The organism is Roseovarius litorisediminis (assembly GCF_900172295.1).
Taxonomy (GTDB): domain Bacteria; phylum Pseudomonadota; class Alphaproteobacteria; order Rhodobacterales; family Rhodobacteraceae; genus Roseovarius; species Roseovarius litorisediminis.
Window position 1 is genome coordinate 267,987 of record NZ_FWFL01000001.1, and the last position, 25,331, is coordinate 293,317.

The following is a 25,331-nucleotide window of genomic DNA, read 5'->3' on the forward strand; positions in this document are numbered from 1 at the left end:
GCAGTGCAGCCCGTCACTCTGGACTTACGCTGCAGCTGCATGATCTTGCCTCGGCCAAGAGGCCAGTGTGATGATATTTCAGCCTTTCGCTGCGATTTCACCAATGTCCGGTGTCGGTGCTTTGTGTAGATGGCGGGTATCAGTTGATACCATTAAAGCGCTGAAGTTCCCGGATGTAGGCAATGATTGTTGCAACATCTGCGCGGGTCAAACCTTCTATCTTGGGCATATCCCCGAAAGGCCAGTGATGACTGCGCACGCCCAGTGAGGCAGCCCGTTGAAAGGCCTCGTCGCCATGATGCGAGGGTTCGTAAATATAGTGAACCAAGGGTGGTGCGACACCGTCTTTTCCCGCCGCATTATCGCCGTGGCAAGTTGAGCATTTCGCCTGATAAGCTGTTTTGCCTATAGAAGCCTCGACCGATAGCGTTGCCGGCAATTTAACAGACGCGAGTGCATTGGATTGATCAGGTGTTTTGACCATTGTCATGGGCATGTGCCGGTTTTTCTGAGCAGCGACATAGGCCGCTATTCCGATGACAATAATCCCAACCAGGATAATGAATTTTCGCATTTGCACCTTTCTGGTCTGATTTTGTTTTCGCTGGGCAGACAAAGTGGCCAAGACCGCACCGATGCAGTCTTGGCCAGAGGTATTACTTCAGGTCAGTGACGGTCAGCTTGCCCTTTACCCGTTTGGCGATGAACTCGATTTCCTGGCCTTCGCTGAGGGCATCCAGCATCGCGTTGTCGGCGACGCGGAACACCATAGTCATGGCAGGCATATCCAGATCGACCAGTTCTTCATGGATGATGGTGACCTTGCCGGAACTCGCCTTGATCTTCTTGACCACGCCCTTGGTATAGGTGCGTTCGGTCATCGTTTCAGCAACTTCAATCGGGCCATGCATGCCGGATTCGTAGTGGCCGGGGATGAGGCAGGCAAACTCGAACGTTCCCGCATTGGCGAACGTCCAGATAACCTCACCGCTTTCGCCTGCATCAAGACGTACAGAGTTTGGATCGTCGTGCTCCATCTCCATCTTGGCCATCAGCTCTTTGTGTTTGGCGTTACCCACCAGCGTGTCGATCACGAATTCATGCTCCAGCTCGCCGTTGTTGGTGACGTGAAAGCGGATCGTCTCACCCTGTTTGATATCGAACTGCATGGGCTCAAAAATCATGCCGCCGTCATCGGTTTCACGCATCGTGACTTCGATTGTGCGATCCTCTTTGCCCATCATACCGGGCATACCAATCGCCATCATTTCCATCATGTGGCCTTCTTCCATTCCGCCATGAGAGTGATCGTGCGAGCCCGCGCCAAAGGCGGACGAGGCGCTAAGTGCTGCAATTGCAGAAAGTGTTACGAGTTTCATTTTGTTTTTCCTTTATCTGATCGGATTCGTGCCGAACCCTCAGGCCTTGCGATTTGTCAGGACAGTCTTTGGGTTGTTGTTGGAGGAGAATTCCGGCAGTTCGCCGGTCCATTCATATGCTTCGGTGCCGGGTGGGTTCTCGTACCAGCCAGGGTCGGAGTAATCGTCGGCGCCGATGCCTTCCCGGACTTTGACAACCGAGAACATGCCGCCCATTTCAATCGGCCCATGCGGACCCCAGCCGGTCATCATCGGTACGGTGTTGTCGGGCAATTCCATCTCCATCATGCCCATCTCGGCCATGCCATTGCTGCCCATCGGCATGTACTCTGGCTGATGCTTGCGGATCATCCCCGTCAGAGCCCGTTTGTCTGCCCCGATGAAATTGGGCACGTCATGGCCCATGGCGTTCATCGTGTGATGTGACTTGTGACAGTGGATCGCCCAATCGCCGGGATGAACCGCGTCAAACTCGTAGGCGCGCATCGCGCCGACGGGAATGTCGATCGACACCTCGGGCCAACGCGCCTCGGGCGGAACCCAGCCACCATCGGTGCAGGTCACCTCGAAGTCATAGCCATGCATGTGAATCGGGTGGTTGGTCATCGTCAGGTTGCCGACGCGCACGCGGACGCGATCGCCATGGTTGACTACCAGCGGGTCAATGTCGGGAAACACCCGGCTGTTCCAGGTCCACAGGTTGAACTCGGTCATCGTCATCACGCGCGGAATGTAGGTGCCCGGATCAATATCGAACGCGTTCAGCATGATGCAGAAATCGCGATCCACCGGCATGAAGGCCGGATCTTTGGGGTGGACGATGAACATGCCCATCATCCCCATTGCCATCTGCACCATCTCATCGGCATGCGGGTGGTACATGAAGGTGCCCGACTTCACGAGGTCGAACTCGTAAACAAAGGTCTTGCCGGGCGGAATACCGGGGTGGCTGAGACCGCCCACGCCATCCATACCCGAAGGCAGGATCATGCCGTGCCAGTGCACCGTCGTGTGTTCGGGCAATTTGTTGGTGACATAGATGCGCACCCGGTCGCCTTCCACAGCCTCAATCGTCGGGCCGGTGGACTGGCCGTTATAGCCCCACAGATAGGCGGTCATGCCATCGGCCAGTTCGCGTTCCACCGGCTCGGCAATCAGGTGAAATTCCTTGATGTTGCCATTCATGCGATAGGGCAGCGTCCAGCCGTTCAGCGTGACCACCGGGTTGTAGTCGGGGCCGGACTGGGGCCTGAGCGGGGCTTGCGTGCTGGGGCTGTCCATGATCGCGGCCTCGGGCAGGCCCATATTTTGGGATTTTGCCATGGCACCGGTGGCCATGAGACCCGCACCGGCAGTAAGTAGTTGGCGTCTGTTCATCATCTTTTTTCTCCTGTTCAGTGCGCTGCGGTGCTGCCACCGGCCACCTCTGCCATTTTCGCGCCGCCACCACTTGCAGTGCCTCCGCCATGGATGGCCGAGACAAGGTTGGCGTCCGCCAGCCAGAAATCCCGCCGGGCGTTTGCCTCCATGAGGTTTGAATTCAGCCGTGCACGGGTGTCAGCCAGTAACTCGAACGTGTTGGTGATCATGCCGTTGTAGGAAAGCAGCGCCTCTTCCTCGATGGTCTGGCGCAGGGGCAAGACAGCATCGCGGTAGTGGCGGGCGATCTGGTGCTTGCCCACATACGAGGCATGGGCCGCCCGGGCCTCGGAGCGGACATTCACGGCCTTTTCCGCCAGTTGATGCGCCGAAAGCATATAGGCCGCTTCTGCCCGTTTCAGGCGTGCCTTGCCGCTGTCGAAAATCGGAATCGCGAACTCTAGCTCGGCCTGCGGCGTGGTCTCGGAACTGATTCCGTCGCCGTCATTCTCGCGCTCTTTTTCGGCCCCGACGATCAGCTCCAGATCGGTGACATAACGTGTGGCTTCGGTCATGCTGCGCGACTTGGCCATGCTGTCCAGTTCAAGCCGTGCAAGGGCCAGATCAACCCGCGATTTCAGCGCATCCCGCTCGATATGCGGGCGGCTGTGCACATGTCCGGGCAAACGCGGCAGACTGTTGGGCACGAAGTAGTTCACATCACTGCCCCAAAGACCCATCTGTCGCGTCAGTGTCTCTTTTGCCAATGTGGCCGCAAGCCGGGCCTGTGCACGTTGTCCTGTCAACTCCGCGTAAAACGCATGTTCGCGCGCTTGATCCGCCTTGTTGAGAAAACCGGTATCCCCAAGACGCGCCGCAAGCTCTGAGGCTGCATTCGCAGTACTTTGCGCATCCCGGATCAAACCTGCGGCCTCAAACGCCGCCACAGCTTCAACCCAGGCACGGCGGGTTTCAACCGCAACGCTAAGAGTTTCCTGAACAGCCGCCAGCTGTGCCTGATGGAACTGGACGTCTGCCCGCCTGCTGCGGCCTTCCTGTGTAAACGCAGCCAGCAGATTGCTGGCGATGGTCCCCTCGATAGACCGGTACGCGCCCACTCCATCTGCGTTGATCCCAAGCACTCCGATCGAGACGACCGGGTTTGGCATCATGATGGATTGCCAGGCCTCGGCCGCGGAAATACCCATCTGAGCATAAGCGGCCTGCAGGCCACGATTGTTCAATAATGCCACCTGTACGGCGGTATCTGCGTTCAGCGTCTTTCCCTGAACCATTGCGTGGACGCGTTTGGCGTTGGCTTCAATCGCTGCCGCATCCATCAGCAGGACGGTTTCTTTTCTCAACACCGATTGCGTGGTGCCAGATACGGTGTTGAAAGCAAATTTCGGGTCCGACAACCGGGCCACTTGCTGCGGAGATGCGCAAGCCGAGAGCGACAGTGCAGCGAACAGGCTCAAACCTGTACTTCTCAAATGTCTCATCAAATGCCTCCCTGGCTTGGGGATTGCTGCTCGTTCAGTTTGCGCCACGAAGCTGGGCCGGTGACCGGGCGCTCGACGTAGCCAGAAAGAAGTGCAGGATTCGGTGCGTGAGATGGATGCCCGTCTGCGATGGCAGCAGTTGCCAATGTCTCGGACGGCGCGGGTTCGGTGACATTGCCACAAGCGGCAAGGGCAATTGGAAAGCCCAAAACGATAAATAATTTCATGATATTTCCTGATCGATAGATGAGATTTGCGGTCCGTCACGATTGACGTGCGGTCCCTTCGCTCACATCCGGTCCAGCCGGATAGATCAGGCGTCTGGCGGTCTCAGAAAATTCTCAGCAAGGCCAAGCGGGGCAAGCTCATGTTCAGATGTGGTCAGAACCGCTGACAGTGAAGCCGGTATCTCACCTGCGGCGAGCGCTTCAAACGTGATGGCCGAGCAGGCGTGCATCATGCAGGTTTCGTGGTCATGCCCTGGCGCTGCATTGTCAGCAGTATCGTGATGATCCGAATGCCCATGAACGGGGTGATCGGTCAGAGTGTCACCAGCGTCTGTATGAATACAATTCTCTTTATGCATCACGTCGTTAGATGCCATCACAATACCATTTGCACCCACTGCAAAAATCAGTGCGAGTACAAAGATACGAAAGATGCAGTGCAACTTCATCATTTCTTCTAGGTAGCGTCGTAACATCATTCCCGCAATCAGTTTTGTTTATGATGGTTTTTGATCACGAGGTTGTGTGGCCCTCAAAATTAAATTTTATGTCGAATGGCAACCTTCTGCGCTTCGCGAACATTCATGCTCAGCGCAGCATCTGCCAACAGGGCTCGTTGCAGACTTCGGAGGCAGCGCAGCATCTTGTGCTATGATGGATTGTCAACGTCGGGCTGTCGTTGTGGGAGGGCGTGGCGGATCGGAGGATCAGTCATGGAAACACCAGACCTACCGGCAATTCGCGCACTTCGCCCCGCCTGGAACAAGGGTCGCATCGTCGGTCAGAAACGGCCTTTGAAACCCAAACACGTTTGGGCCATCCGCGTTCGACTTGAATTGGCCGAAAACCATCGCGATCTCGCCCTGTTCAACATGGCGATCGACAGCAAGCTCCGCGGCTGTGATTTTGTGAAGATGAAAGTCGTGGATGTGATGGCCTCGGGTCAGATCAAAGAACGCGCGTCCGTTCTGCAAAGCAAAACTCAAAAACCGGTACGATTCGAGATTTCAGAAGGCACCCGGGCATCAGTCGAGAAGTAGATGGAAGACGAGCTCATGGTTGGCTCTGAGTACCTTAGGCCTGGCCGCTTCCATGAGCGTCTGCATATCTCGACCCGCCAGTACGCGCGGATTGTCCGTGACTGGGTAACTTCGATTGACCTTGAGGTGAACACTTACGGTACGCATTCGATCCGGCGGACGAAGGTTACCCAAATTTACGAGAAAGCGGGCAACCTGCGCGCCGTCCAACTGCTGTTAGGTCACACGAAGAAGGACAGCACGGTCAGGTATCTTGGTGTTGAGCTTGAAGACGCCCTGGCTATTGCACACGCCAATGAAATCTAGATTTTCTGGGCCGTCTTAACAGGCGACCCAAAGCCGATGTGTGACCTAGCCCAAGGTTCTACTCGAAAGCGGCCGTACGTGGAAAAAAAGAACTTCTGTACGCGACAAACCGAATTTCGGATTCGACAGATCCTACGGAAGCCAAACCACACATAATTGACAGCTTTCGACAATTGGCGTTCCACATTAGAATGCCGGACACGACATGCTATCCTTTAGCAATGTGTATAGGAGATCGGCCATTGCGACTGTTTTCGAGACGCAAACTTCTAGGGATTTTAGGAAGCACACTTTGTACAAGACCTGGCTTTGCTCTAGGAAGGGACCGGTTCAGGCTAGGCATTACACCTGTATTTCTCGACAACGACGCCAACCTGCTGGACAAGCTCGGGACGGCCTTGTCTGAAGCGTCCGGCTTCACTGTCGAATTCGAACAGAGAAGAACCTATGAGGAAGTCACCGGCCTCTTGCTGCAGGGGGCGGTGGATGCGGCTTGGCTTTGCGGCTTCCCGTTCCTTCAGCATCAGGATGCGCTTTCATTGCTGGCCATTCCGGTATGGCATGGCCAGCCTTTGTATCAATCCTATCTGATCGTCGGCGCCTCGGACACTGCGACGACTCTGGATGACCTCAAAGGCGCCGCGCATGCCTTTTCCGACCCGGATTCAAACTCGGGTTACCTCATGACGGTGACCGATCTGGTCCGCGCTGGTGAAACACCAACCGATTTCTTCAGCCGCTCGATTTTCACCTACGGGCACCGGAATGTTGTCCGGGCGGTGGCGGCAGGGCTGGTCCGCTCCGGAAGTGTGGACGGCTATGTCTGGGAAGTTCTGGCAAAAGAGGAACCGGAATTGACCCGGCGAACCAAAGTGATTGCAAAATCGGAGTGGGTCGGGTTTCCACCTTTCTGTGCCCGAAAGGAACGCATGAGTGAACCGCGAATCCGCGCCTTTCAAAAGGCGTTGCTAACGCTCGTCGAACAGGACACCGGCAAGCAGGCGCTGGATCTTCTGCAGCTTGATGGAATGGCTCTCGGAGAACCGGATCTATACGCCGGAATCGCCGCACGGATGCGAGAACTGGAAGCACTGCGGTGAGGCCCGTGCTAAAAAGAATACCACTGACTGCGCGGGTGGCGCTTGTCGCCGCGGGACTCATGGTGCTTCTGGGGATCGTGGCGTCTCAACAAGTTCTCAGAACACTGGGACTTGTGCAGACCGAGCGTATTCGTGAACTCGCGACCACGCATGTCGAAGCCCTGTCGGTGGCACTGGGCCCGCTCGTGTTGCGTAACGACGTGTGGGAAGTCTACGACACCTTGGAACGCGCCGCCTCGGCTTCGAGCAAGGGGCGTATCGCTTTTACCGCTGTATCTGATGCTTCGGGTCAGGTCTTGGCGGCAAGCGATCCCTTTCGCGCCCCCACGGGGAGCCCGTTCGAAGCGCTCGCTCAGGAAGCGCAAGCGCTCGCAGGGCTCAATTTTTCCGGATCTCAGGCCACTATTCGGCTCACCGCGCCACTTGTTTTTCAAGGGCGGCGCGTGGGACGCATCGCCACCGAGTTGAATGTCGCTGATCTTGTTGCAGAACGGGCGAGGGTGGCACGTCTACTAGTTCTTTGGAATGCCATTGCCACTGGAGGACTCGCACTGGTCGGGTTCTTTGCCATGCGCCGGATGATGGCGCCCGTCACGACCCTCGCAGAAAAAATGAGCGTTTCAGCCGAAGCGCCTGAACCAATCACCGACCGTGATTTACTTTCAATGGAAAGCGAATTCGGTCGGCTGGCGCGAACCTATAACACCATGGCGAATGCCGTGAGGGAAAAGGCCGAGGCAGAGCGGCGGCTGGCGGAACGAGAGCGGTTCGTGAGTCTGGGTCGGCTATCGTCTTCCCTGGCTCACGAAATCAATAATCCGCTCGGCGGGTTGTTGAATGCAACCGACACGATCCAGACCTATGCCGACAATCCCGAGGTCGTCCGGAAGTCAACCGAACTTCTCGAACGCGGCCTTCGTCACCTGCGTGACGTCGTAAGGGTGACCTTGGAACAGAACCGGATCGACAGAGCGGGATCACCCGCCGGCCCTGATGACTTCGAAGACCTGCAGCTCTTGATTGGCCCCGAAATCCGGCGGAGAGCCCAAAACTTTGTTTGGGAAATCGAAGTTGGTCAAGTTACGCTGGCCCGTTTTCCTTCGGCGCAGCTTCGCCAGATTTTGCTGAATCTCCTGCTGAATGCCTGTTCAGCCGCAGGCCAAGGAGGCGAGGTTTCTCTGCGGGCGACCGAGGAGGAAACTGGTTTGCGACTTCGGATTGTCGATTCTGGCCCTGGGCTGGATGATGCCGCGCGGCAGCGGCTACTGTCATCCGATCCGGTGCCTCCCGGCGGCGGCGTTGGTTTGCGCCTCGTTCACGACCTGGTGCATGATATGAACGGCAAGATCGAAGTGCAAAGAACAGGCGGTGCGAACGCGATCGAATTAGTGCTGCCGTATGCGAAAGAGGTCGACAACTGAGATGCTGAACGGGTTTCGCATTGTTTTGGTGGAAGACGACGAGATCATGGGCTCGTCATTGCTGCAACGGCTCGAGCTAGAAGGCGCTTCGGTGCAATGGTTCAAACAGGTGCGCCCCGCGCTTGGAGCACTACGAACGCCTCGCGTCCCGGTTGACGCCGTGATCTGCGACATTCGTTTGCCCGATGGGGACGGCGAAAACCTGTTCAACACCCTGTGCCAGACGGTAAGCCCACCGCCATTTCTTTTTATTACCGGACACGGCGGGGTCGAACAGGCCGTGCGCCTCATGCAGGCGGGCGCGGCCGAATATGTAACCAAGCCGTTCGAGATGCCGGTTTTCCTCGACCGGCTTTCCATGCTCCTGAATTCGCAATCCGATGATCAGGCAGACCCGACGATTGGTATTTCCGCTGCGGCACTTAGGGTGGACGAACTGGCGCTGCAGGCGGCAGCGTCCGACCGGCCTGTCCTTATCCGCGGCGGTCCCGGTACCGGCAAGGCCTTGGTTGCGAAACGAATCCATGATCAATCCGATCGGCGCGCCGCCCCTTTTGTGACCGTGAACATTGCCCGCGACCCCAACCTTGATGCGGCTTTGTTCGCAGAGCAGGGTGCCGTGAGGACGGTCGCCGATGGAACGCTGTTCCTGCAGGCGCTGAGCCGCCTTCCCGGTGAACAGCAGCTCAAATTACTGCACGTTTTGGACGATGGTTTCGACGGGCGTATTGTTGCCTCGTGCGGCCACGACATGGAACAGATCATGGCGGGCGGAGGGTTTCTGCCCGACCTGTTCTTCCGGCTCGACATGCTGGAAATTCCAGTGCCACCGCTTGCGGATCGTACGGAAGATGCGGTCTGGCTGGCGTCAAGGCTATTTGACCAATTCAATAGCAGACGGGAGATGCGAATGACCGGCATCAGCCGGCTTGCGGAACAGGCCATCCGGGCTCATGACTGGCCGGGCGGCGGACGTGAGGTGCGATCGCGTCTGGCAAGAGCGATCGAGACCGCTTCTGGTGACCATCTTCAGCCCGCCGACCTGTTTCCCGAACGCATCGCCAGTGAGGACCGGATCATGACGCTTGCCGAAGCCCGCGCGGCAGCGGAACGCCGGCAGATCATCGAAGCGCTCGAGCGTGTCGACGGACAAATTGGACAGGCGGCAAAGCTGCTCGATGTGTCGCGGACCACTCTTTGGGACAAGATGCAGAAATTGGGACTTTCTGGCCAATCCGACTGAACGGACTCCCTGCAGACGTGTTCGGAAATCTGAACACGAAAAAATATCGATTTAAAACAAATAAATAGCTATTGCATTTCGATCCGGATCGACCATCGTCCGAACTCCGCTCAGTGCTATCCTTCCAGAAGGATTTGAAGGGAGGACTCTGAAATGAGCAAAAAATGCAACCGGCTTGTCGATGTCGGCCGCCGGCAATTCATGCGTGGCGGCGCCTTTGCCGTCGCGGGTGCTGCGGCCGCGACCGTGACAAGCGCCCCGGCCCAGGCCTCGCCGGCTAACGCGCAGCTAGACTACCCGTCGAACCGGTTGGCCAATGTCGCAGATCTCGCCGTTAATGAGCCGATGGATATCGAATACCCTGACGCCGACAGCCCGGGCATCCTGCTGAAACTCGGGCAGGCAGTCGAAGGCGGCGCCGGGCCGGACGGCGATATCGTCGCCTATTCGGTTCTGTGCCCGCACAAGGGCTGGTACCTGACCTATAATGCCGAGGATCGCAGCCTCAACTGCCCCGGCCACTTCTCTCGCTTCGACGCCGAGGTCGGCGGACAGCAGATCTGGGGCCACGCAACCCAGAACCTTCCGCAGTTCACGCTGCGTGTCGATGACAAGGGCGATATCTACGCCGAAGGTTGCAGCGACCTGATCTTCGGTCGTCCGTCCAACGTGCTCTGAGGGGAGGAAAGAACATGGCCTACAAAAGACAAATCGACCGCCTGCCCATTCCGCCCGCGGATGCTCAGGTTCACAACGTTACCTGCCACTATTGCATCGTCGGTTGCGGCTACAAGGCCTACACTTGGCCACGCAACAAGCAAGGCACGATGGACAACAATGCCTTTGGCATTGACCTCGGCGAGCAGCAGCCGGCTGATGGAACCTGGCTGGCGCCGTCCATGTACAATATGGTCCGGCAAAACGGCCAGGACGTGCACCTTGCAGTTGTGCCCGACCACGAATGCGTGGTGAACTCGGGGCTAGCCTCGATCCGCGGCGCGCGCATGGCTGAAAACCGTCCGTCCCGCGTGACCGGCACCCAGCAGCAACGCCTTTCGGACCCGCTCGTGTGGCGAAACGGGGTATGGCAGCCCACCACCTGGAACGATGCGCTTGATCTCGTTGCTCGCGTGACAGCCAGGATTGTCAACGAATATGGCGAGGACGAGCTTGTCGTGTCGATGTTCGACCACGGCGGCTCGGCTGGCGGTTACGAAAACACCTGGGCCACGGGCAAGCTGTATTTCGACAGCATGAAGGTGAAGAACTGCCGTATCCACAACCGTCCGGCTTATAACTCGGAAGTGCATTCGTCTCGTGACATGGGTGTGGGTGAACTGAACTACAGCTATTCCGACTACGAGGTGACCGACACGATCTTCATGATCGGTGCCAACTCGCTGGAAACCCAGACCAACCTGTTCCTCAATCACATGGTTCCGGGGCTGCGCAACGGGGCGAAGTTCATCATGGTGGACCCGCGCCGGACGGTCACGGTGCATGCCGCTGAAGAGGTCGCCGGAAAGGACAACGTCCTGCATCTGGCGATCAAGCCGGGCACCGACATGGCGCTGTTCAACGCGTTGCTCACCCATATCGTCGACAATGGCTGGACCGACAATGACTTCATCGCGGCCTCGACCTTTCAGGGTGGCGAAGCGGTTACCGAGGGATCAAGCCAGCCCGCCGGTCTGGGCAGCCTCGACTATGCCATGCAGACCTGCCGCACCTCGATTGAAGAAGCGGCCGGAGTCTGTGGCGTGGACGCCGCCGATATCGTCAAGGCCGCCGAGTGGATTGCCCAGCCGCATGATGACGGCGCGCGCCGCAAATGCGTCACCGCCTATGAAAAGGGCATCATCTGGGGCAACGACAACTACCGCACGATCGGCGCCTTGGTGAACATCTCGCTGGCGACCGGCAATATCGGTCGTGAAGGCGGCGGTTGCTGCCGCCTCGGGGGCCACCAGGAAGGCTACTACCGTCCGTCCGACGCCCATGTCGGTCGGCCGGCGGAGTATGTCGACCAGCTTTTGATCAAGGGCGGCGGCAAGGTCTACCACATCTGGGCCTGCGACCATTACAAGACCACGTTGAATGCATCGCAGTTCAAGCGGGTGCTCAAGAAGCGGTCTGACATGGTCAAGGAGGCTATGGACGCCGCCGCTGGCGGGACCCGCGAAGAACTGGTCGATGCAATCGTCGGGGCGGTCAATGCCGGGGGTATCTTCGTGGTGGATGTGGACATCATCCACAGCCAGATCGGCCAGAACGCCCATGTTCTGCTGCCCGCCTGTGAATCGAACGAGATGAACCTCACCTCGATGAACGGTGAGCGGCGGATGCGCCTGTCCGAGCGCTACATGGATCCGTTCGGCAATTCGAAACCCGACTGCCTGATCGCAGCCGGCGTTGCCCAGCACATGGAAACCGCCCTGCGCGATCTGGGCAACGATGCCTATGCCGACCAGTTCAAGGGCTATGACTGGGAGACCGAGGAAGACGCCTTCATGGACGGGTACAACGCCGGCAATCCGGAAGTGACCTATGACCGCCTGCGTGCCATGGGAAACAACGGGGTGCAAGAGCCGGTCGCGGGCTATGAGAGCGGACAGCTTGTCGGCACGCCGCGGCTTTATGCCGACGGCCAGTTCGACAGGCACGGGCGCGACGATAGGAAGGCGCTGTTCTGCGCGGCCCAATGGCGCGGCTATGCCGCCGCTGGCAAGGCGCGCGAGGCCGAGAACCACGATTTCTTCGTCAACAATGTGCGCGCCAACATCTTCTGGCAGAACCAGTTTCTGGACCAGGACAGCGACTTCGTTCAAGATCGTTTCCCCTATCCGTTCATCGAGATGAACGCCGACGACATGGCCGATCTGGGCATTGCGGCCGGCGACCTCATCGAGATCACCAACGAAAACGGGGCAACGCAGGGCATGGCCTATCCCACTGACACCGCCAAGCGGGGTCAGGTGGCGATGGTGTTCGGCTCGCCGGCAGGCAGTCAGGGCAACGTGGTGAACCCGGGCGTCAGTGAGCTGATTCTCCCGGAATACAAGCTCACTTTCGGCAATGTCCGCAAACTCGCGGATGCCCCGCCGCAGGCTCGGGCCGTGTCCTTCAAGTCGAAGGAATACAAGGCCTGACACTTGTGACAACCACTGGAACGGGCGGCCTTGGCGCCGCCCGTTTCCTGCTTAGGTGACGTCATGCAAATAGCTGAAATAGTCGAACGTCGATCGGTTTCGCCGCGACGGTTGATCGAGCCGGGTCCGAACTCCGCGCAACTGAACGCGATCATCGAGGCCGCTTGTGCGGCTCCGGATCACCGTCGGTTGCGTCCTTGGCGGTTTGTGCTGATCCGGAAGGATGCGAGAGAAGCCCTTGCCGATCTGTTCGAGGCCGCGGCACGGGAAACGCATGGCGCGCTAAACAGTGATCAGGTCAAACGGGCTCGCGAGAAGGCAGAGAATGGCGCCTGCCTGATCGCGGTCGTCGCCGAAATCCGGAATGGCATTCGGGACGTTCCACCGCATGAGCAATGGGTATCCGTCGGCGCTGCGATTCAAAATATCCTGCTCGCCGCGCAATCTTTTGGTTTCGGATCAATGCTCGTCAGCGGGGACAAAGTTTCTACCCGGGCCTTGAGCGATGGGCTTGGGCTGGCGCCCGACGAACTCTTGTTGGGTTTTGTGGCCATTGGAACGATTTCCAAGCAACCGGGCCCTGCACAGCGGCCAGGCGCCAAAGAAAAACTTTCATACTGGCCGAAGGAAGAAAAACAGGGGGTGAAATGATGAAAACCACAACAAAAAGTGTTGAGGATCCCTGTTGTGTCGACGAGCGTACAGGCATCGGCGGGCTTGTCCCGGTGAATGATGCTATCTCGCGTGGGTTATCACTTGCCAGAAAAGTTGATGGGATCGAGGTCGTCGAACTAGACGAGGCGATCGGCCGAGTCCTGGCCGAAGACCTGCTGGCTCCTTTCCCTTTGCCGCCGTTCGACAACTCGGCCATGGATGGCTACGTCTTTCGCAGCGAGGACCTGTCCGGCGTTGGCCCGTGGCGCCTTCGGGTAGCCGGGCGCGTTGCTGCGGGTGACAACGCGAACAAGGCCGGTGCTGTAGGTGAGGGCGAGGCCTTTCGCATCTTTACTGGCGCCGGCATCCCCAAAGGTGGGGACACCGTGGTTATGCAGGAACGTGTCCGACGTCTCGGAGATTTCATCGAACTCGAAAATCCTGTTACCCCGGGCAGCTGCATCCGCCGACAAGCTGAGGATGCCGCAAAAGACTCATTGCTGCTGCCGAAAGGCAGCCTGATTGGTGCGCGAGAGATCGGGGCGATTGCTTCGGTCGGATTGCCCCGGATTCGGGTTCGTAGAAAGGTCCGCATTGCGTTATTTTGTACCGGCAGCGAGCTCCGACAGCCCGGAGAAAGCCTGGCGCCGGGCCAGATCTATAATTCCAACCGGTTCATCCTGATGGCCGCCCTTCGGCAACCCTGGATCGAGCTTTCCAATATGGGGGCTGTCGTAGATGACCCTGACGCGTTGCGCGCCGCGCTGACACACGCCGCTGCCTCCGTCGACATGGTGGTGACAACGGGCGGCGTTTCAGTTGGTGAAGAAGATCACATGGTTGAACAGCTTCGTTCCGCTGGTGGCAGGATCGAGGTGATGAAAATCGCGATGAAACCCGGAAAGCCTCTGTCGGTTGGAACACTGAACGGCGCCGTTTTCGTCGGCTTGCCGGGCAACCCGGTTGCCGCATTCACCACCTGGAAAATTATCGGTAGCCGTATCGCCGAGGAAATGTCCGGGCAAGGTACCAATGAAGTTTCTGTTTCACAGGTTGAGGCGTCGGAAAGCTTCACCCGCCGGCCTGGGCGTCAGGAATTCAGGCCCGCAAAGATCGTCGGCTTCTCTCCAGATGGCAGGCCCAAGGTTCAACTGCTTGACCAGAGCTTTTCGGCCAAAATCTCGCTGATCTGCAAATCGGATGGTTTTGCCGTGATCCCCGCGCACAGTGATCGCATCGCATCCGGTGACCGGTTGGACTTCGTTCAGTTGTAAAATGATCGGGCGGGTTGGACTAGGATGGGACCTGATTCAATATTGCTGATCGGCGCGATCCATGCAGTGATCACGAAGCTGTATTCTTCAGTCGGTCATAGCGCTGCTTCCGGCTATATCGCCGTTATGGCCAGCTATCGGTTCGCAAAAGGCGGCTTTATCGATTGGGGATCGGCCGTCCCGATTCTAATCGCATCGGGTCCCATGGCCTTTATCGGTGGTGGAATCGTCTTGCCCGACGAGGTGTATCGTCCGCTCCTCGGAACGCTCCTTACCTTTGCGGCAGCATATCTGATCTGGCAGACAACACGCTCAAGCGCCGTGTTCTCTGCAACGACCCGAGGGCTTTCTCGTTTTGGCGGAATGGCTTCCGTGGCAGGTATTGGTTTCATATCCGGGTTGTCAGGTATTGGCGACGGGTCCTTCTCTGCCCGTTTTCCTGATCACGGGATGGGTTGGCGCGCGGCAAACTGCTGGTATAGCGGCCGTATTTATCCTGGCCAATTCGCTGGCAGGGTTAGCGGGCAACTACGTTGCGCTCAGGCGTAAATTCTGGGTACGCCCAATTGATCATGGATAAGGTTGATGGCCTGTTTCTGAATGCCAAGCGCTGTAGCTAAATCGTGCAGGTATCTGGCTTCGTTCTGACTATCCAGATCAATCCCCATCACCGACATTGCATAGACCTGCTTTTCAAGCCCGCGAGGCACCTCACGGGCCAGTTTCTGCACATCGACGGGCTTGCGCATTTCCGCCTGAACAAACGCCTGCTCTTCGTGAGACACATCGCCCAGACGGCCCAGCAGTTTCTGCTCCTCGGCCCTGTCGATCTCGCCGTCCGATTTCATGGCCTGGATCATAGCGCGCAGCATCAGCGCGGCGACGATCTCTTGATCTGCCGAAGGCGCGACCTCGGGTTCGTCCTGTCTGGCAATCGCCTGGTTGAGCATGTCGCCAAAGCCACCCTGTGCGCCGCCTTGCCGGGCACCGCCCATGAGGCCCCCCAGAAGGCCGCCCAATCCTCCGCCGGCGCCACCGCCGCCTTGTTGCGCGGCGTTTGCCAGACTGCCAAGGATGCCACCCAGCCCGCCCTGAGTGCCCCCTTGTTGGGCTGCACCGGCCAGACCACCCAGAAGGTCGTTCAGTCCGCCGCCACTGGTTCGGGTTCCTCCCGCGGCCTGTCCGTTGCTTAGCTGTTCCAGCAGGCCACCCAGCCCACCGCCCTGGCCAGCGCTACTGCCGCCGCCGAGAACCGAGCCCAGCATATCTTCCAGCCCGCCACCGGTCTGTGCCTGCGCCTGACGGTTTGGAGAGTGAACCCCGCCAAACAACCCGCCATCGCCGGTCTGGCCTGGGGTAGCCGTCTGCGATCCGCCGCTTTGCTTCATCATTCCGCTGACGCCTTTCGCAACGGCTACGCCAATGGCCACCTTGGCCAATGTTTTCATTAAACTCACGCGAATTCTCCCTTTAGTTACTTGGCGCAGGTTAGCACAATTCAGGGGGGAATGGGGCAGGGGAATTTCCAGCCAGGTGCGTCATCACCTTGACAACGGGTCACAAAAAAGGGCTCCGCCTGCGGCCCCAACCGCGCGCATGAAGGGATTAAATGCCATACGGGCTGCATAATTTCGCCCAATTCCAGCGGTACCCTTAACGTGGAAAAAGGAATGGGACATGGGGCTAGACGAAATTCAGGCTGTTTTCAGCGAACTGGCAGATATCCTGGCGGGCCCCGGCAGCCGGCTTTGGCCTTTTTATCTGCTTGCGGCGATTCTGATTTGCTATGTGATTTATCGCAGGAACCGGGTTGATCAGCCCTTTTTGGCCTGGTTACTGCCGAAATCCATCTATTTTCACGCCTCGCATATCGTCGATCTCAAAATCTTTTGTGTAAACCGTGCCATTGCCGCATTGGGCTTTTTGCAGTTCGTGTTCTTCGGAGCCTTTGTTGCCGATAAGGTCAGCGGGCTTTTCACCGCGGAGGCGGCGCTGCCCAATCTGAGCCCTGTGATCGTTGCACTGCTGCTTCTGATTGTCGGGGATTTCTGCACCTACTGGGTGCACCGCGTGCATCACGAGTCGCGCATCTTCTGGCCCTTCCATTCGCTGCATCATTCGGCCGAGGTGATGACACCCATCACCGTGTACCGCAAACATCCAATCTACGATCTGATTGCAACATTGGTGCGGGGGCTTTTCGTGGGGGTGCTGCAAGGCCTTTTGCTGGGTCTTTTCACCGGTGGTGTTTCCTATTTCACGCTGGTCGGCGTCAATGCCGGATATGTTCTGTTCAACATGGCAGGGGCAAATCTGCGCCACACCCATATCTGGCTCAGTTTTGGCCGGGTAGCTGAGCATGTCGTGATTTCGCCCGCCCAGCACCAGATTCACCACTCGCTGGCACCTGAACATCACAACAAGAACTATGGCGAGGTGCTGGCAATCTGGGACTGGATGTTCGGTACGCTTTACGTGCCTCAACACGAGGAAAAACTTGAATTCGGTCTGGCGGATAAGCAGGGCAACCGGTTGGAACAGCGCCACGACAACCTGATCAATGCTCTGGTTGTACCGGTGCGCGACAGCTGGAAACAGATCATCCGCCGCTTCAACGGTAGCAACAAAAAGCCCGAACGCAACAAAACCATATCTCCAGCCGAATAGTATGACCCGAGGATTTTCCATATATCTCGACCTTCTGCGTTTTGGCGCGGCTTTTGTCGTGCTTGTGTCGCACTTTGGCTACCCGCGATTTTCTGAAGGTCGCTGGATGTGGGTGCGCGACCTGAACATCGGCAGTGACGCCGTTATCGTGTTCTTTGTCCTTTCCGGATTTGTAATTGCATTAGTTGCTGCACAAAAAAAGGGTGGGTTTGGCGGCTATCTGTTCGATCGCATCACCCGTCTTGTGTCGGTTGCGCTGCCCGCGCTTGTACTGGGATTCGCGATGGATCGCGTTGGTGCAGAACTGGCGCCCGAGCTTTATGTCAGGCCGTATTACAACCCGCTGCCGCTGTGGGAACAGGTGCTGCGCGGTCTGACGTTCTCGAACGAATGGAGCCTCTCGGTGTCGCGACTGGGGTCGAACGGCCCCTATTGGTCACTCAGTTATGAGGTTGCGTTTTACCTGCTTTTTGGATTTGCCTTTTATCTGCGCGGCATTCGCCGGGTTTTGATGCTGATCACGGGTCTGTTGCTGTTTGGCCTGAATGTGCTGCTGCTGATGCCTGCCTGGTTGCTGGGTGTCGTGCTTTATCATCTGGTCGAGCAGCGGAAACTGCCGCAAGGCACCATGGCATGGGCCCTGGCAGGGCTGCCGGTGCTGGGCTATGTGCTGGCCCTGACGTTTGACCTGCCCGGCTTCTGCGAAAATCTGACCACCCCGGTCGCGCAGGTTTTTAAGCTTCGGTTTTCTGATGAATTCGTGTGGAATGGGTTGCTGGGAATTCTTGTGCTGGCGCATCTGTCTGGCATCGCCGGGCTGATGCGAGAGAGATCATTCGCACGCGCAGAGGGTATCGCGCGTTGGCTGGCGGGGGGAAGTTTCTCGCTTTATGTGATTCACTATCCGCTTTTGCAGATCTACAAGGCGGTTTTGCCAATGATCGGTGGTCTTGCCGGTGATGCCTTTTTACTGTCGGTGACCTTTGTGACCTGCATGCTGTTTGCCGCGGTCTTTGAGCGCCCGCTGCCGCTCTGGCGCGCATTTGCGCGGCGCGTTTACCAACGGGCTAAAATGCCAGGGCAGACGCGCGCCGTAAGTTAAAGCGTTTTCCATCTGATCTGGATTTCACAATTGATGCCTAACGCCCACACCATCAAACGGCTTGAGGCGCTATACTAGGTCGGGTTCGCGGCCCATCTTATTGGCCAGTTTCGCCACCGTCAGCCCCTGTACGATAATCGAAAACACCACAATCACGTAGGTCGCCGTCAGGATCAGAGGTTTCCATTCGCCTTCAGGCAAGCTTAGCGCCAGAGCGACCGAAATGCCGCCTTTCAATCCGCCCCATGTCATGATCGGGACAACACCCGAAGAAAAGCTGCGGAAAGGTCTCAGCAACAGTACAGGAATGGCCACTGCTGCCAGCCGCCCGACCAGGGCCAGTGCGATTGAAAGAACCCCGGTGGCCAGAAACTCCATCTTGAACGCCACAGCGAACACTTCAAAGCCGATCATCAGGAACAGCACTGCATTCAGAATCTCGTCGATCAGCGTCCAGAACCCTTCGACGTACCGTCGCGTCTCTTCACTCATCCCGTATTTTGTGCCCACGTCCCCGATCAGCAACCCGGCACAGACCGCCATTATAGGGGCGGAAACATGTAGATATACCGCCAGTTCGTATCCGCCAAAGGCCAGTCCGAGGGTCAGCAGAACCTCGAGTGAATAATCATCAATCTGCCGCATCACCCGGAAGGTTAGCCAGCCCAGTACAATGCCCAGCACGGCGCCACCGCCTGCCTCGCGCAGAAAAAGCTGTGCTGCATCTGCCAACCCGCTGCCATGACTATCGCCTGACGGAAACGCCAAACCGACCAGCACCAGAAATACCACGTAGCCCACACCGTCATTGAACAGGCTTTCCCCGGCGATTTTGGTTTCGAGTGATTTGCGCAGGTTTGCCTCGCGCAGCACCCCCAGCACGGCGACCGGATCGGTGGGGGAAATCAGCGCGCCAAAAACCAGCGCCACAATGAGCGGCATGCCCGTCATCCAGCTGAACCCGACGCCGACAACAACCGTCGACAAACCTATGCCGATGGTGGCCATCAGGAAAACGACACGCCACTGCTCGCGAAGATCCGAGATTTTCACATGCAGTGCCCCGGCAAACAGCAACAGCCCCAGCATCCCCTCCAACAACGCATCCGAGAAACCGATACCTGTCACGATGCGGCGTACCTGATCGGCCATGCCAAGGCCGGGCATCATCCAGTCCAGTCCAAGCAGCACGAAAGAAGCCAGCAACGCCACTATCAGAATGCCAATCGACGAGGGCAGTTTCAGAAACAGGTAATTGATGGCGCCGAAGGCCCCGGCCAGCACAATCAGAAGCGAGGCGATCTGGAGGATATTCATTGGCGTTGGTCCTGAATTCCGGGCGTCGTCTGCCTCCTATCATGCTGCTTAGCCTGCGGCCAGACTGCGTGCCAGATCCACCCAGACCGGCAAATGGTCTGACGCGATATGCGCGGGCTGCGCCGAATGACTGCCCGAGGCCAGTGCCTGCAACTCGGGGCTCAACGCAAAGCGGTCCAGCAAGGCCACCGGTCGCAGGGCCGGAAAGCTGGGTGCCCCGCGAATGAAAGCTACCCCCTGCGCCGTGGCGTCCAGTGCCGCGCCATTGCTCCAGTCGTTGAAATCACCGGCCAGCACCGTGGGGCAGTCGGGCAATCGTTCCAGCGCGCGCATGATCGCAGCCACCTGTAACAAGCGGTAGCGCTGGATCAATCCCAGATGCAGCCCAACCACCCGCAGCGGCCCGATGGGGGTTTCCAATTCCGCCCGGATGGCGCCCCGCGGTTCCAGCCCGGGCAGGTCTATATGGGCGGTGGCGGTCATCTTAATTCCGGGCCTTACCAGCATGGCGTTGCCATGCCAGCCAAGTGACCCTCCGGGTGCTCCAAAGGGCAGGACCTGCCAGCCGTCAGCTGCAATCATGTCGTGGGGCAGAGCGGCAGGCCGCGGTGGCAGGCGCTTGTCAGCCTCTTGCAGCACCATAACCTGCGCGTTCAGGGCATTGATCACCTTCAGGCTGCGATCGGGTCGCCTGCGCAGGTCTAGCCCCACACATTTCTGCAGGTTATAACTTGCAATTCTGACTGTGGTTGCTGTCATAGTCGGATAATAGCAGAGAATATCAGAAGGTTTCATCCTGTGTTTTCCGATCAGACATGGCTGGCGCGCCTTATCTGGATCGCCCTTTTGCTTGTGGCATTCACCGCCATGGTGCAACTGCGGTGGGAACTGGCGTTTGTTGCTCTGGCCACGCTTACCTTATCGCTGGTGCCGGTCTTTGTGGCGAGGTGGGCCGAGATTACCGTGCCCGCCAGCTTTATCTCAGCTGTGGTGGTGTTTGTCGGCGGCACGCTTTTTCTGGGTGAAGTCTTTGACTTTTATGAACGTTTCTGGTGGTGGGATGTCGCCATGCACGGAAGCTCGGCCGTGGGGTTCGGCCTGATCGGGTTTGTGCTGGTCTTCATGATGTTTCAGGGTGACCGGTTTGCTGCGCCGCCCGTGGCAGTGTCGTTTTTTGCGTTCTGTTTTGGTCTCAGCATCGGTGCAGTGTGGGAGATGTTCGAATTTGGTATGGATCAGCTATTTGGTTTCAACATGCAGAAATCCGGGCTGATCGATACGATGGGCGATCTGATCGTTGACATGATCGGCGCCGGGATCGGGGCCGCCACCGGATATGTCTACCTTAAACAACGCGAGTATGGCTGGCTGACCAGCGTGATTGATGAATTCATCCGCCGTAACCCGCGCTTGTTCAAACGCCTCAGAAAATAGCCCGTCAGGTGCCGCAAAAGGTTTGCTGCACCACTTCCGATGGTTGCGGCGGCCGGGTCAGGTCTTCGGCTTCCGGCTGATCCTCAAACGGGCGGCTCAACACATCCAGCATCCGTTCGAAAGGGGCGAAATCGCCTTCGACTGCCGCAGCGATCATCTGTTCCACCTGATGGTTGCGCGGGATGAATGCCGGGTTGGCGGCGGCCATGCAGGCAAAAGGGTCTTTCTCGCCGATAATTCGCCCCATCCAATCGATTTCCCAATCGTCAAAAGCGAGGACCTTGTCGAAATGATCCATAAGTGATCCCTTTGCCAACGAGCGGAACGTGTTGGTGAAATCGGACTGGTTGTCGGCCATCCGCTTTAGCAGCCCAGTGATCAGCGGCTCGTCCTCGGGCTTGGCCTCGGCGATCCCGATCTTACGGCCGAAGGCCTGAAGCCATTCCTGATGGATCAAGCCCGGCATGGCATGCACTGCTTCGGTAAAGGCCTCGATCGCGGCATCCTGATCGGGCATCAGAGGCACCAGAGCCGTGGCAAACTGGGCCATATTCCAGACAATTACATTCGCCTGCGCATCATAGGCATAGCGCCCGTGTACGTCGATCGAACTGAACACTGTCGTTGGATGAAACTCGTCCATGAACGCGCAGGGGCCGTAATCAATCGTCTCGCCCGATATTGTTGTGTTGTCGGTATTCATCACCCCGTGGATGAAACCGACCGCCATCCATTTCGCCATCAGTTTCGCCTGCCGCGCGATCACGGCCTGTAACAGCTCGGTGGGGCTGGTCACGTCGGGGTAATGGCGGGCCACAGTATACTCATAAAGCTCGCGCAGCCCTTCCAGATCGCGGTGGGCGGCGAAATACTGAAACGTGCCGACACGGATATGGCTGGCCGCAACGCGGGTCAGGATAGCGCCGGGCAGGGCGCCGGTTTCGCGGTAGACAGGTTCGCCCGTGGTCACGGCCGCCAGCGCACGGCTGGTCGGGACGCCCATGGCATGCATCGCCTCGGACACGACATATTCACGCAGCACCGGCCCCAGCCAGGCGCGCCCATCGCCGCGGCGCGAATAGGGTGTGGGGCCCGAGCCCTTGAGCTGGATATCGCGGCGCTTGCCGTTCACGTCCACAACTTCGCCCAGCAGATTGGCCCGGCCATCGCCCAGTTGCGGCGAGAAGCCGCCAAACTGATGACCGGCATAAACCTGCGCCAGCGGATCGGCCCCTTCTGGCGGCGCATTCCCGGCAAAGGCCAGCTCCATTGTCGTTTCATCGCCGGTCTCGATCCCCAGCTCCTTTGCCAGCGCAAGATTGAAGGCAACCAGTTTCGGTGCCTTGACGGGCACCGGCGTCAGACGTGTAAAAAACCGCACGGGCAGGCGGCCATAGGAGTTGTCAAAGGGGATATGAAGGGTCATGAGGCTAAGATAGGGGGTAACCTGTAAAACACCAATGCCAGAAGGTGTGAATAACCACTGAAGGCCAATGGCTGGTTTGAGCCCGAATGAGCCATTCAAGCTAATCTTCTCGATGTCGTGAGATTCTGTAGAAAACCCAAAACGACAGAATTGTAGGTCTCCGGCATCTCTCTTTGCGGGAAATGCCCGGACTGTTCGAACAAATGATATTTAGCATTAGGCAAATACTGGCTTTCGTTTTTAATAACTTGTGGTGGAATAAATCTGTCTTCGCTGGAAGCCATTAACAATGCTGGAACCGAGATTGATGCTAGTTCCTCGGGCATTAACCCGGTGGCAGAGTAAGCGACGAGCGCATCAACCATCTTCTGGGCCGCAGAATACTCTATCCTCTCTTCAATCGTAGCAAGCAGATCAGGAAGACGCTCTCGATTATGACTTAGCCAATGATCTGACATGATCGTAGGCATTATCACGGTATACAGGGTCTCAAAATCAGAAGTCTCTAGTATCTTTTTCCAGCCGAAATACATCTGCCTGAGCCTCTCTGACCCAAGCAACTGTGTCGCGTTAAGACAAAGAGCATTCGCGTAGCCGGGATAATTCACTGCAAGGGTGACAGCGGCCATGCCGCCATGGCAGGCGCCCAGGATAGCCGCCGACTTCAACCCCAAGTGTTCCAACAGCTCTTTTGCGTCTCGGGCATGAAGCTCATAGCTGTGTTCTCCTGCCCATCTGTCGGATTGGCCGATACCCCGATGATCGAGACGAATGCAGGTGAAATATTCAGAGAAACTACGAACCTGCGCACTCCAGGTGTTGGTGTCGCTCCAAATGCCGCTCAGCATTAGCAGCGGCGGCCCTTCACCATCGAGCCGATAAAAAAGGTTAACACCGTCGCTTGTTTTGAACTTCATGGTAGAAATCGCCGGTCATAGGCTTGGACATGCAGCTCCAATTTCCTCAGGCTTGGGTTCCATTTTGCTATGATTATGGCACGAAACCCTCGTCAGTGCATGCAAAAAACTTCCCAAAGGGCAGTTCTAGACAAACTGGCGATGTAGTGCTGTTCGTGGAATTTAGTCGATGTCGAAAGGCGGCTTCGTCCGCACGCCGGACATTTCCCCAATCTTCCAAACCTATATCCGGCGGGTCATCAGCATGTAATCTTCGCGCGGCTCGAAATGCAGGCGTTTGTACAGTTTCCGCGCCCGCTCGTTATCGCGACGCACTTCCAGATGAAGGGCCTTCAGGCCCACGCCTGCCAGCGCCTTGGGCAGGTTGCGCAGCACCTCACTGCCGATCCCGCGCCCTCGTACACTGGGCCGGATATAGAATTCATCGACAAACCCGTCCATTCCGGCAAACTCCAGCGACCAGCCAAAGCAGAACACGATATAGCCGATGGGCGCGCGTCCCGGGCCGATCAGATAGGCCGCCCCATGGGGCGAGCCTTCCAGCAGGGGCCGGATTGCCGCACGTCGGGTGTCATCATCCTGTTCGATCCCGTGTTCCAGATGAAAATCGCGAACAAGCTGGACCACACGATCCAGATCTTCGGGTTTGGCAAGGTTCAGTGCGGTCACAGGCGGGCCAGCCTTTCTGTTAAGAGGTTAAAAAATCCATCGGCGTCCAGATCACCGATGAACAGGGCGTTGGGTGCTCGATCAGTCACGCCCCACCAGTCGGCCACGGTCATGCCCATGGTTAGCTCGGAGGTTGTCTCAATCTCGACATTGATATGCCGCCCTGAAAACAGCTCAGGGCGGACAAGATAGGCAGTAACACAGGGATCATGCAACGGCGCCCCTTCGCTGCCGTATTTTTCGCGGTCGTAACGCTCGAAGAATTCGGTCATCTGCGCCACTGCGATACCGACCTTGTTGCCAAGTGCGCGAAATGCATCGTTGCGCGGTTTTGTCACCAGTGCCTTGTGCGTCACATCCAGGGGCATCACCACCAACGGCACACCGGCGTCAAAGACTATTTTGGCGGCCTGTGGATCGACATGGATGTTGAATTCGGCCGCCGGTGTGATGTTGCCCACCTGAAAATAGGCCCCGCCCATCAGCACAATCTCTTGCACCCTGCCGATGATGTCGGGCGCGCGGTGAAAGGCGGTTGCGATATTGGTCAGCGGCCCGATCGGGCAGAGCGTTACCGTGCCGGGGGCTTCGCGCTGTAGCGTTTCTATAATGAAGTCCACCGCATGGCCCGGTTGCAGTGGCATCACCGGGTCGGGCAGGGAAGGGCCGTCCAGCCCGCTGCGCCCGTGCACATGTTCTGCTGTCACCAGATCACGGCCCAAAGGCCGGTTGCAGCCCGCAAAAATCTTTACATCCGGGCGTCCTGCCAATTCGCACACCATGCGCGCATTTTTTGACGTGAGACTCAGCGGGACATTGCCGGCCACACAGGTAAGGCCCAGCAAATCAATCTCATCAGGGCTGGCCAGCGCCAACAATATTGCGACGGCGTCATCCTGTCCGGGATCGGTATCAATAATGATTTTTCGCGCGCCCACATTCCGCCCCGTTCGCTTTGGTCGGACCATGAAGCGCGCCCGGGTGTTTGTCTACATCGCCTGTGCCTTTCGGCGCCGAATTGCCGGCTGTTTCAGCTTATGCGTCCGGGGGCCGAATCCCGTTGCGAATCAAGGGCTTTGCCGCAGTGCAGAAAGCAGGCCGGGACATGTCGCATGCCTCACAACAGCGTGACACAGACGGAAAAT

Annotated in this window: 24 protein-coding genes and 1 pseudogene; 12 read left to right on the forward strand and 13 right to left on the reverse strand. The window is 57.8% G+C overall.

Going from position 1 to position 25,331, the window contains the following annotated elements; translation table 11 throughout:
* Nucleotides 1–139: 139 nt before the first annotated feature.
* From PEL8287_RS01210 to PEL8287_RS01235, 6 genes are all read right to left on the reverse strand, one after another.
* Nucleotides 140–574: a c-type cytochrome gene (locus tag PEL8287_RS01210; protein WP_085890538.1), complete on the reverse strand. Its 435-nt coding sequence runs from the start codon at nt 572–574 to the stop codon at nt 140–142.
* 82 nt (nt 575–656) lie between these two features.
* On the reverse strand, nt 657–1,379 hold the full coding sequence (locus PEL8287_RS01215; protein ID WP_085890539.1) for a copper-binding protein: 723 nt from the start codon (nt 1,377–1,379) through the stop codon (nt 657–659).
* A gap of 39 nt (nt 1,380–1,418) precedes the next feature.
* The gene (locus tag PEL8287_RS01220; RefSeq protein WP_139837658.1) at nt 1,419–2,759 is read right to left on the reverse strand and encodes a multicopper oxidase family protein; all 1,341 of its coding nucleotides are present in this window, start codon (nt 2,757–2,759) and stop codon (nt 1,419–1,421) included.
* Between the two features lie 14 nt (nt 2,760–2,773).
* Nucleotides 2,774–4,240 (reverse strand): TolC family protein, encoded by a 1,467-nt coding sequence (locus PEL8287_RS01225; protein ID WP_085890540.1) that lies wholly within the window; start codon nt 4,238–4,240, stop codon nt 2,774–2,776.
* A complete protein-coding gene (locus tag PEL8287_RS01230) occupies nt 4,240–4,467 on the reverse strand; it encodes a hypothetical protein (protein ID WP_085890541.1) in 228 nt (75 codons plus the stop codon). The genes PEL8287_RS01225 and PEL8287_RS01230 overlap by 1 nt, the downstream gene beginning before the upstream one ends.
* 86 nt (nt 4,468–4,553) lie before the next feature.
* A complete protein-coding gene (locus tag PEL8287_RS01235; protein ID WP_139837659.1) occupies nt 4,554–4,844 on the reverse strand; it encodes a hypothetical protein in 291 nt (96 codons plus the stop codon).
* A 336-nt stretch (nt 4,845–5,180) separates the two neighbouring features.
* Between PEL8287_RS01235 and PEL8287_RS01240 the strand changes: the two are divergent.
* From PEL8287_RS01240 to PEL8287_RS01280, 9 genes and pseudogenes are all read left to right on the forward strand, one after another.
* Nucleotides 5,181–5,813 (forward strand): annotated as a pseudogene (locus PEL8287_RS01240) (tyrosine-type recombinase/integrase).
* Nucleotides 5,814–6,034: 221 nt separating this feature from the next.
* Nucleotides 6,035–6,913, forward strand: coding sequence for a substrate-binding domain-containing protein (locus PEL8287_RS01245; protein ID WP_085890543.1), 879 nt, complete (start codon nt 6,035–6,037; stop codon nt 6,911–6,913).
* Between the two features lie 35 nt (nt 6,914–6,948).
* The gene (locus PEL8287_RS01250) at nt 6,949–8,334 is read left to right on the forward strand and encodes an ATP-binding protein (protein WP_235862105.1); all 1,386 of its coding nucleotides are present in this window, start codon (nt 6,949–6,951) and stop codon (nt 8,332–8,334) included.
* A 1-nt stretch (nt 8,335) separates the two neighbouring features.
* Nucleotides 8,336–9,577 carry a sigma-54-dependent transcriptional regulator gene (locus PEL8287_RS01255; RefSeq protein ID WP_085890544.1) on the forward strand — a complete coding sequence of 414 codons (1,242 nt, stop codon included), beginning with the start codon at nt 8,336–8,338 and terminating at the stop codon, nt 9,575–9,577.
* A gap of 153 nt (nt 9,578–9,730) precedes the next feature.
* A complete protein-coding gene (locus PEL8287_RS01260; protein ID WP_085890545.1) occupies nt 9,731–10,255 on the forward strand; it encodes an arsenate reductase (azurin) small subunit in 525 nt (174 codons plus the stop codon).
* 14 nt (nt 10,256–10,269) lie between these two features.
* The gene (locus tag PEL8287_RS01265) at nt 10,270–12,726 is read left to right on the forward strand and encodes an arsenate reductase (azurin) large subunit (protein ID WP_085890546.1); all 2,457 of its coding nucleotides are present in this window, start codon (nt 10,270–10,272) and stop codon (nt 12,724–12,726) included.
* 30 nt (nt 12,727–12,756) lie between these two features.
* Nucleotides 12,757–13,377, forward strand: coding sequence for a nitroreductase family protein (locus PEL8287_RS01270; protein ID WP_139837660.1), 621 nt, complete (start codon nt 12,757–12,759; stop codon nt 13,375–13,377).
* On the forward strand, nt 13,377–14,654 hold the full coding sequence (locus tag PEL8287_RS01275; protein ID WP_176228526.1) for a molybdopterin molybdotransferase MoeA: 1,278 nt from the start codon (nt 13,377–13,379) through the stop codon (nt 14,652–14,654). The genes PEL8287_RS01270 and PEL8287_RS01275 overlap by 1 nt, the downstream gene beginning before the upstream one ends.
* Before the next feature lie 24 nt (nt 14,655–14,678).
* On the forward strand, nt 14,679–15,203 hold the full coding sequence (locus PEL8287_RS01280; RefSeq protein ID WP_085890549.1) for a sulfite exporter TauE/SafE family protein: 525 nt from the start codon (nt 14,679–14,681) through the stop codon (nt 15,201–15,203).
* Here the strand turns inward: PEL8287_RS01280 and PEL8287_RS01285 are convergent.
* Nucleotides 15,194–16,102, reverse strand: coding sequence for a DUF533 domain-containing protein (locus PEL8287_RS01285; RefSeq protein ID WP_235862151.1), 909 nt, complete (start codon nt 16,100–16,102; stop codon nt 15,194–15,196). The two genes, PEL8287_RS01280 and PEL8287_RS01285, sit on opposite strands and share 10 nt — an antisense overlap.
* 229 nt (nt 16,103–16,331) lie before the next feature.
* Here PEL8287_RS01285 and PEL8287_RS01290 point away from each other — a divergent pair, with 229 nt between their 5' ends.
* Nucleotides 16,332–17,321 carry a sterol desaturase family protein gene (locus tag PEL8287_RS01290; protein ID WP_085890551.1) on the forward strand — a complete coding sequence of 330 codons (990 nt, stop codon included), beginning with the start codon at nt 16,332–16,334 and terminating at the stop codon, nt 17,319–17,321.
* A 1-nt stretch (nt 17,322) separates the two neighbouring features.
* Nucleotides 17,323–18,423: an acyltransferase family protein gene (locus tag PEL8287_RS01295; protein WP_176228527.1), complete on the forward strand. Its 1,101-nt coding sequence runs from the start codon at nt 17,323–17,325 to the stop codon at nt 18,421–18,423.
* A 69-nt stretch (nt 18,424–18,492) separates the two neighbouring features.
* Here PEL8287_RS01295 and PEL8287_RS01300 read toward each other — a convergent pair whose 3' ends face one another.
* On the reverse strand, nt 18,493–19,740 hold the full coding sequence (locus tag PEL8287_RS01300; protein WP_085890553.1) for a cation:proton antiporter: 1,248 nt from the start codon (nt 19,738–19,740) through the stop codon (nt 18,493–18,495).
* Nucleotides 19,741–19,788: 48 nt separating this feature from the next.
* Complete coding sequence (locus tag PEL8287_RS01305) at nt 19,789–20,535, reverse strand: endonuclease/exonuclease/phosphatase family protein (protein WP_235862106.1); 747 nt, start codon at nt 20,533–20,535, stop codon at nt 19,789–19,791.
* Nucleotides 20,536–20,538: 3 nt separating this feature from the next.
* On the opposite strand from PEL8287_RS01305, the gene PEL8287_RS01310 reads away from it, so the two are divergent.
* Nucleotides 20,539–21,174, forward strand: coding sequence for a DUF2238 domain-containing protein (locus PEL8287_RS01310; protein WP_085890554.1), 636 nt, complete (start codon nt 20,539–20,541; stop codon nt 21,172–21,174).
* Nucleotides 21,175–21,178: 4 nt separating this feature from the next.
* On the opposite strand, the gene PEL8287_RS01315 is transcribed toward PEL8287_RS01310, so the two are convergent.
* The 4 genes from PEL8287_RS01315 to PEL8287_RS01330 form a co-directional block, all read right to left on the reverse strand.
* Complete coding sequence (locus PEL8287_RS01315) at nt 21,179–22,600, reverse strand: protein adenylyltransferase SelO (RefSeq protein WP_085890946.1); 1,422 nt, start codon at nt 22,598–22,600, stop codon at nt 21,179–21,181.
* A gap of 95 nt (nt 22,601–22,695) precedes the next feature.
* A complete protein-coding gene (locus PEL8287_RS01320; RefSeq protein WP_085890555.1) occupies nt 22,696–23,517 on the reverse strand; it encodes an alpha/beta fold hydrolase in 822 nt (273 codons plus the stop codon).
* A 222-nt stretch (nt 23,518–23,739) separates the two neighbouring features.
* Entirely contained in the window at nt 23,740–24,186 is a 447-nt protein-coding gene (locus tag PEL8287_RS01325; protein WP_085890556.1) for a GNAT family N-acetyltransferase, read from the reverse strand.
* Nucleotides 24,183–25,124, reverse strand: coding sequence for a nucleoside hydrolase (locus PEL8287_RS01330; protein WP_139837681.1), 942 nt, complete (start codon nt 25,122–25,124; stop codon nt 24,183–24,185). The genes PEL8287_RS01325 and PEL8287_RS01330 overlap by 4 nt, the downstream gene beginning before the upstream one ends.
* Between the last annotated feature and the right edge of the window lie 207 nt (nt 25,125–25,331).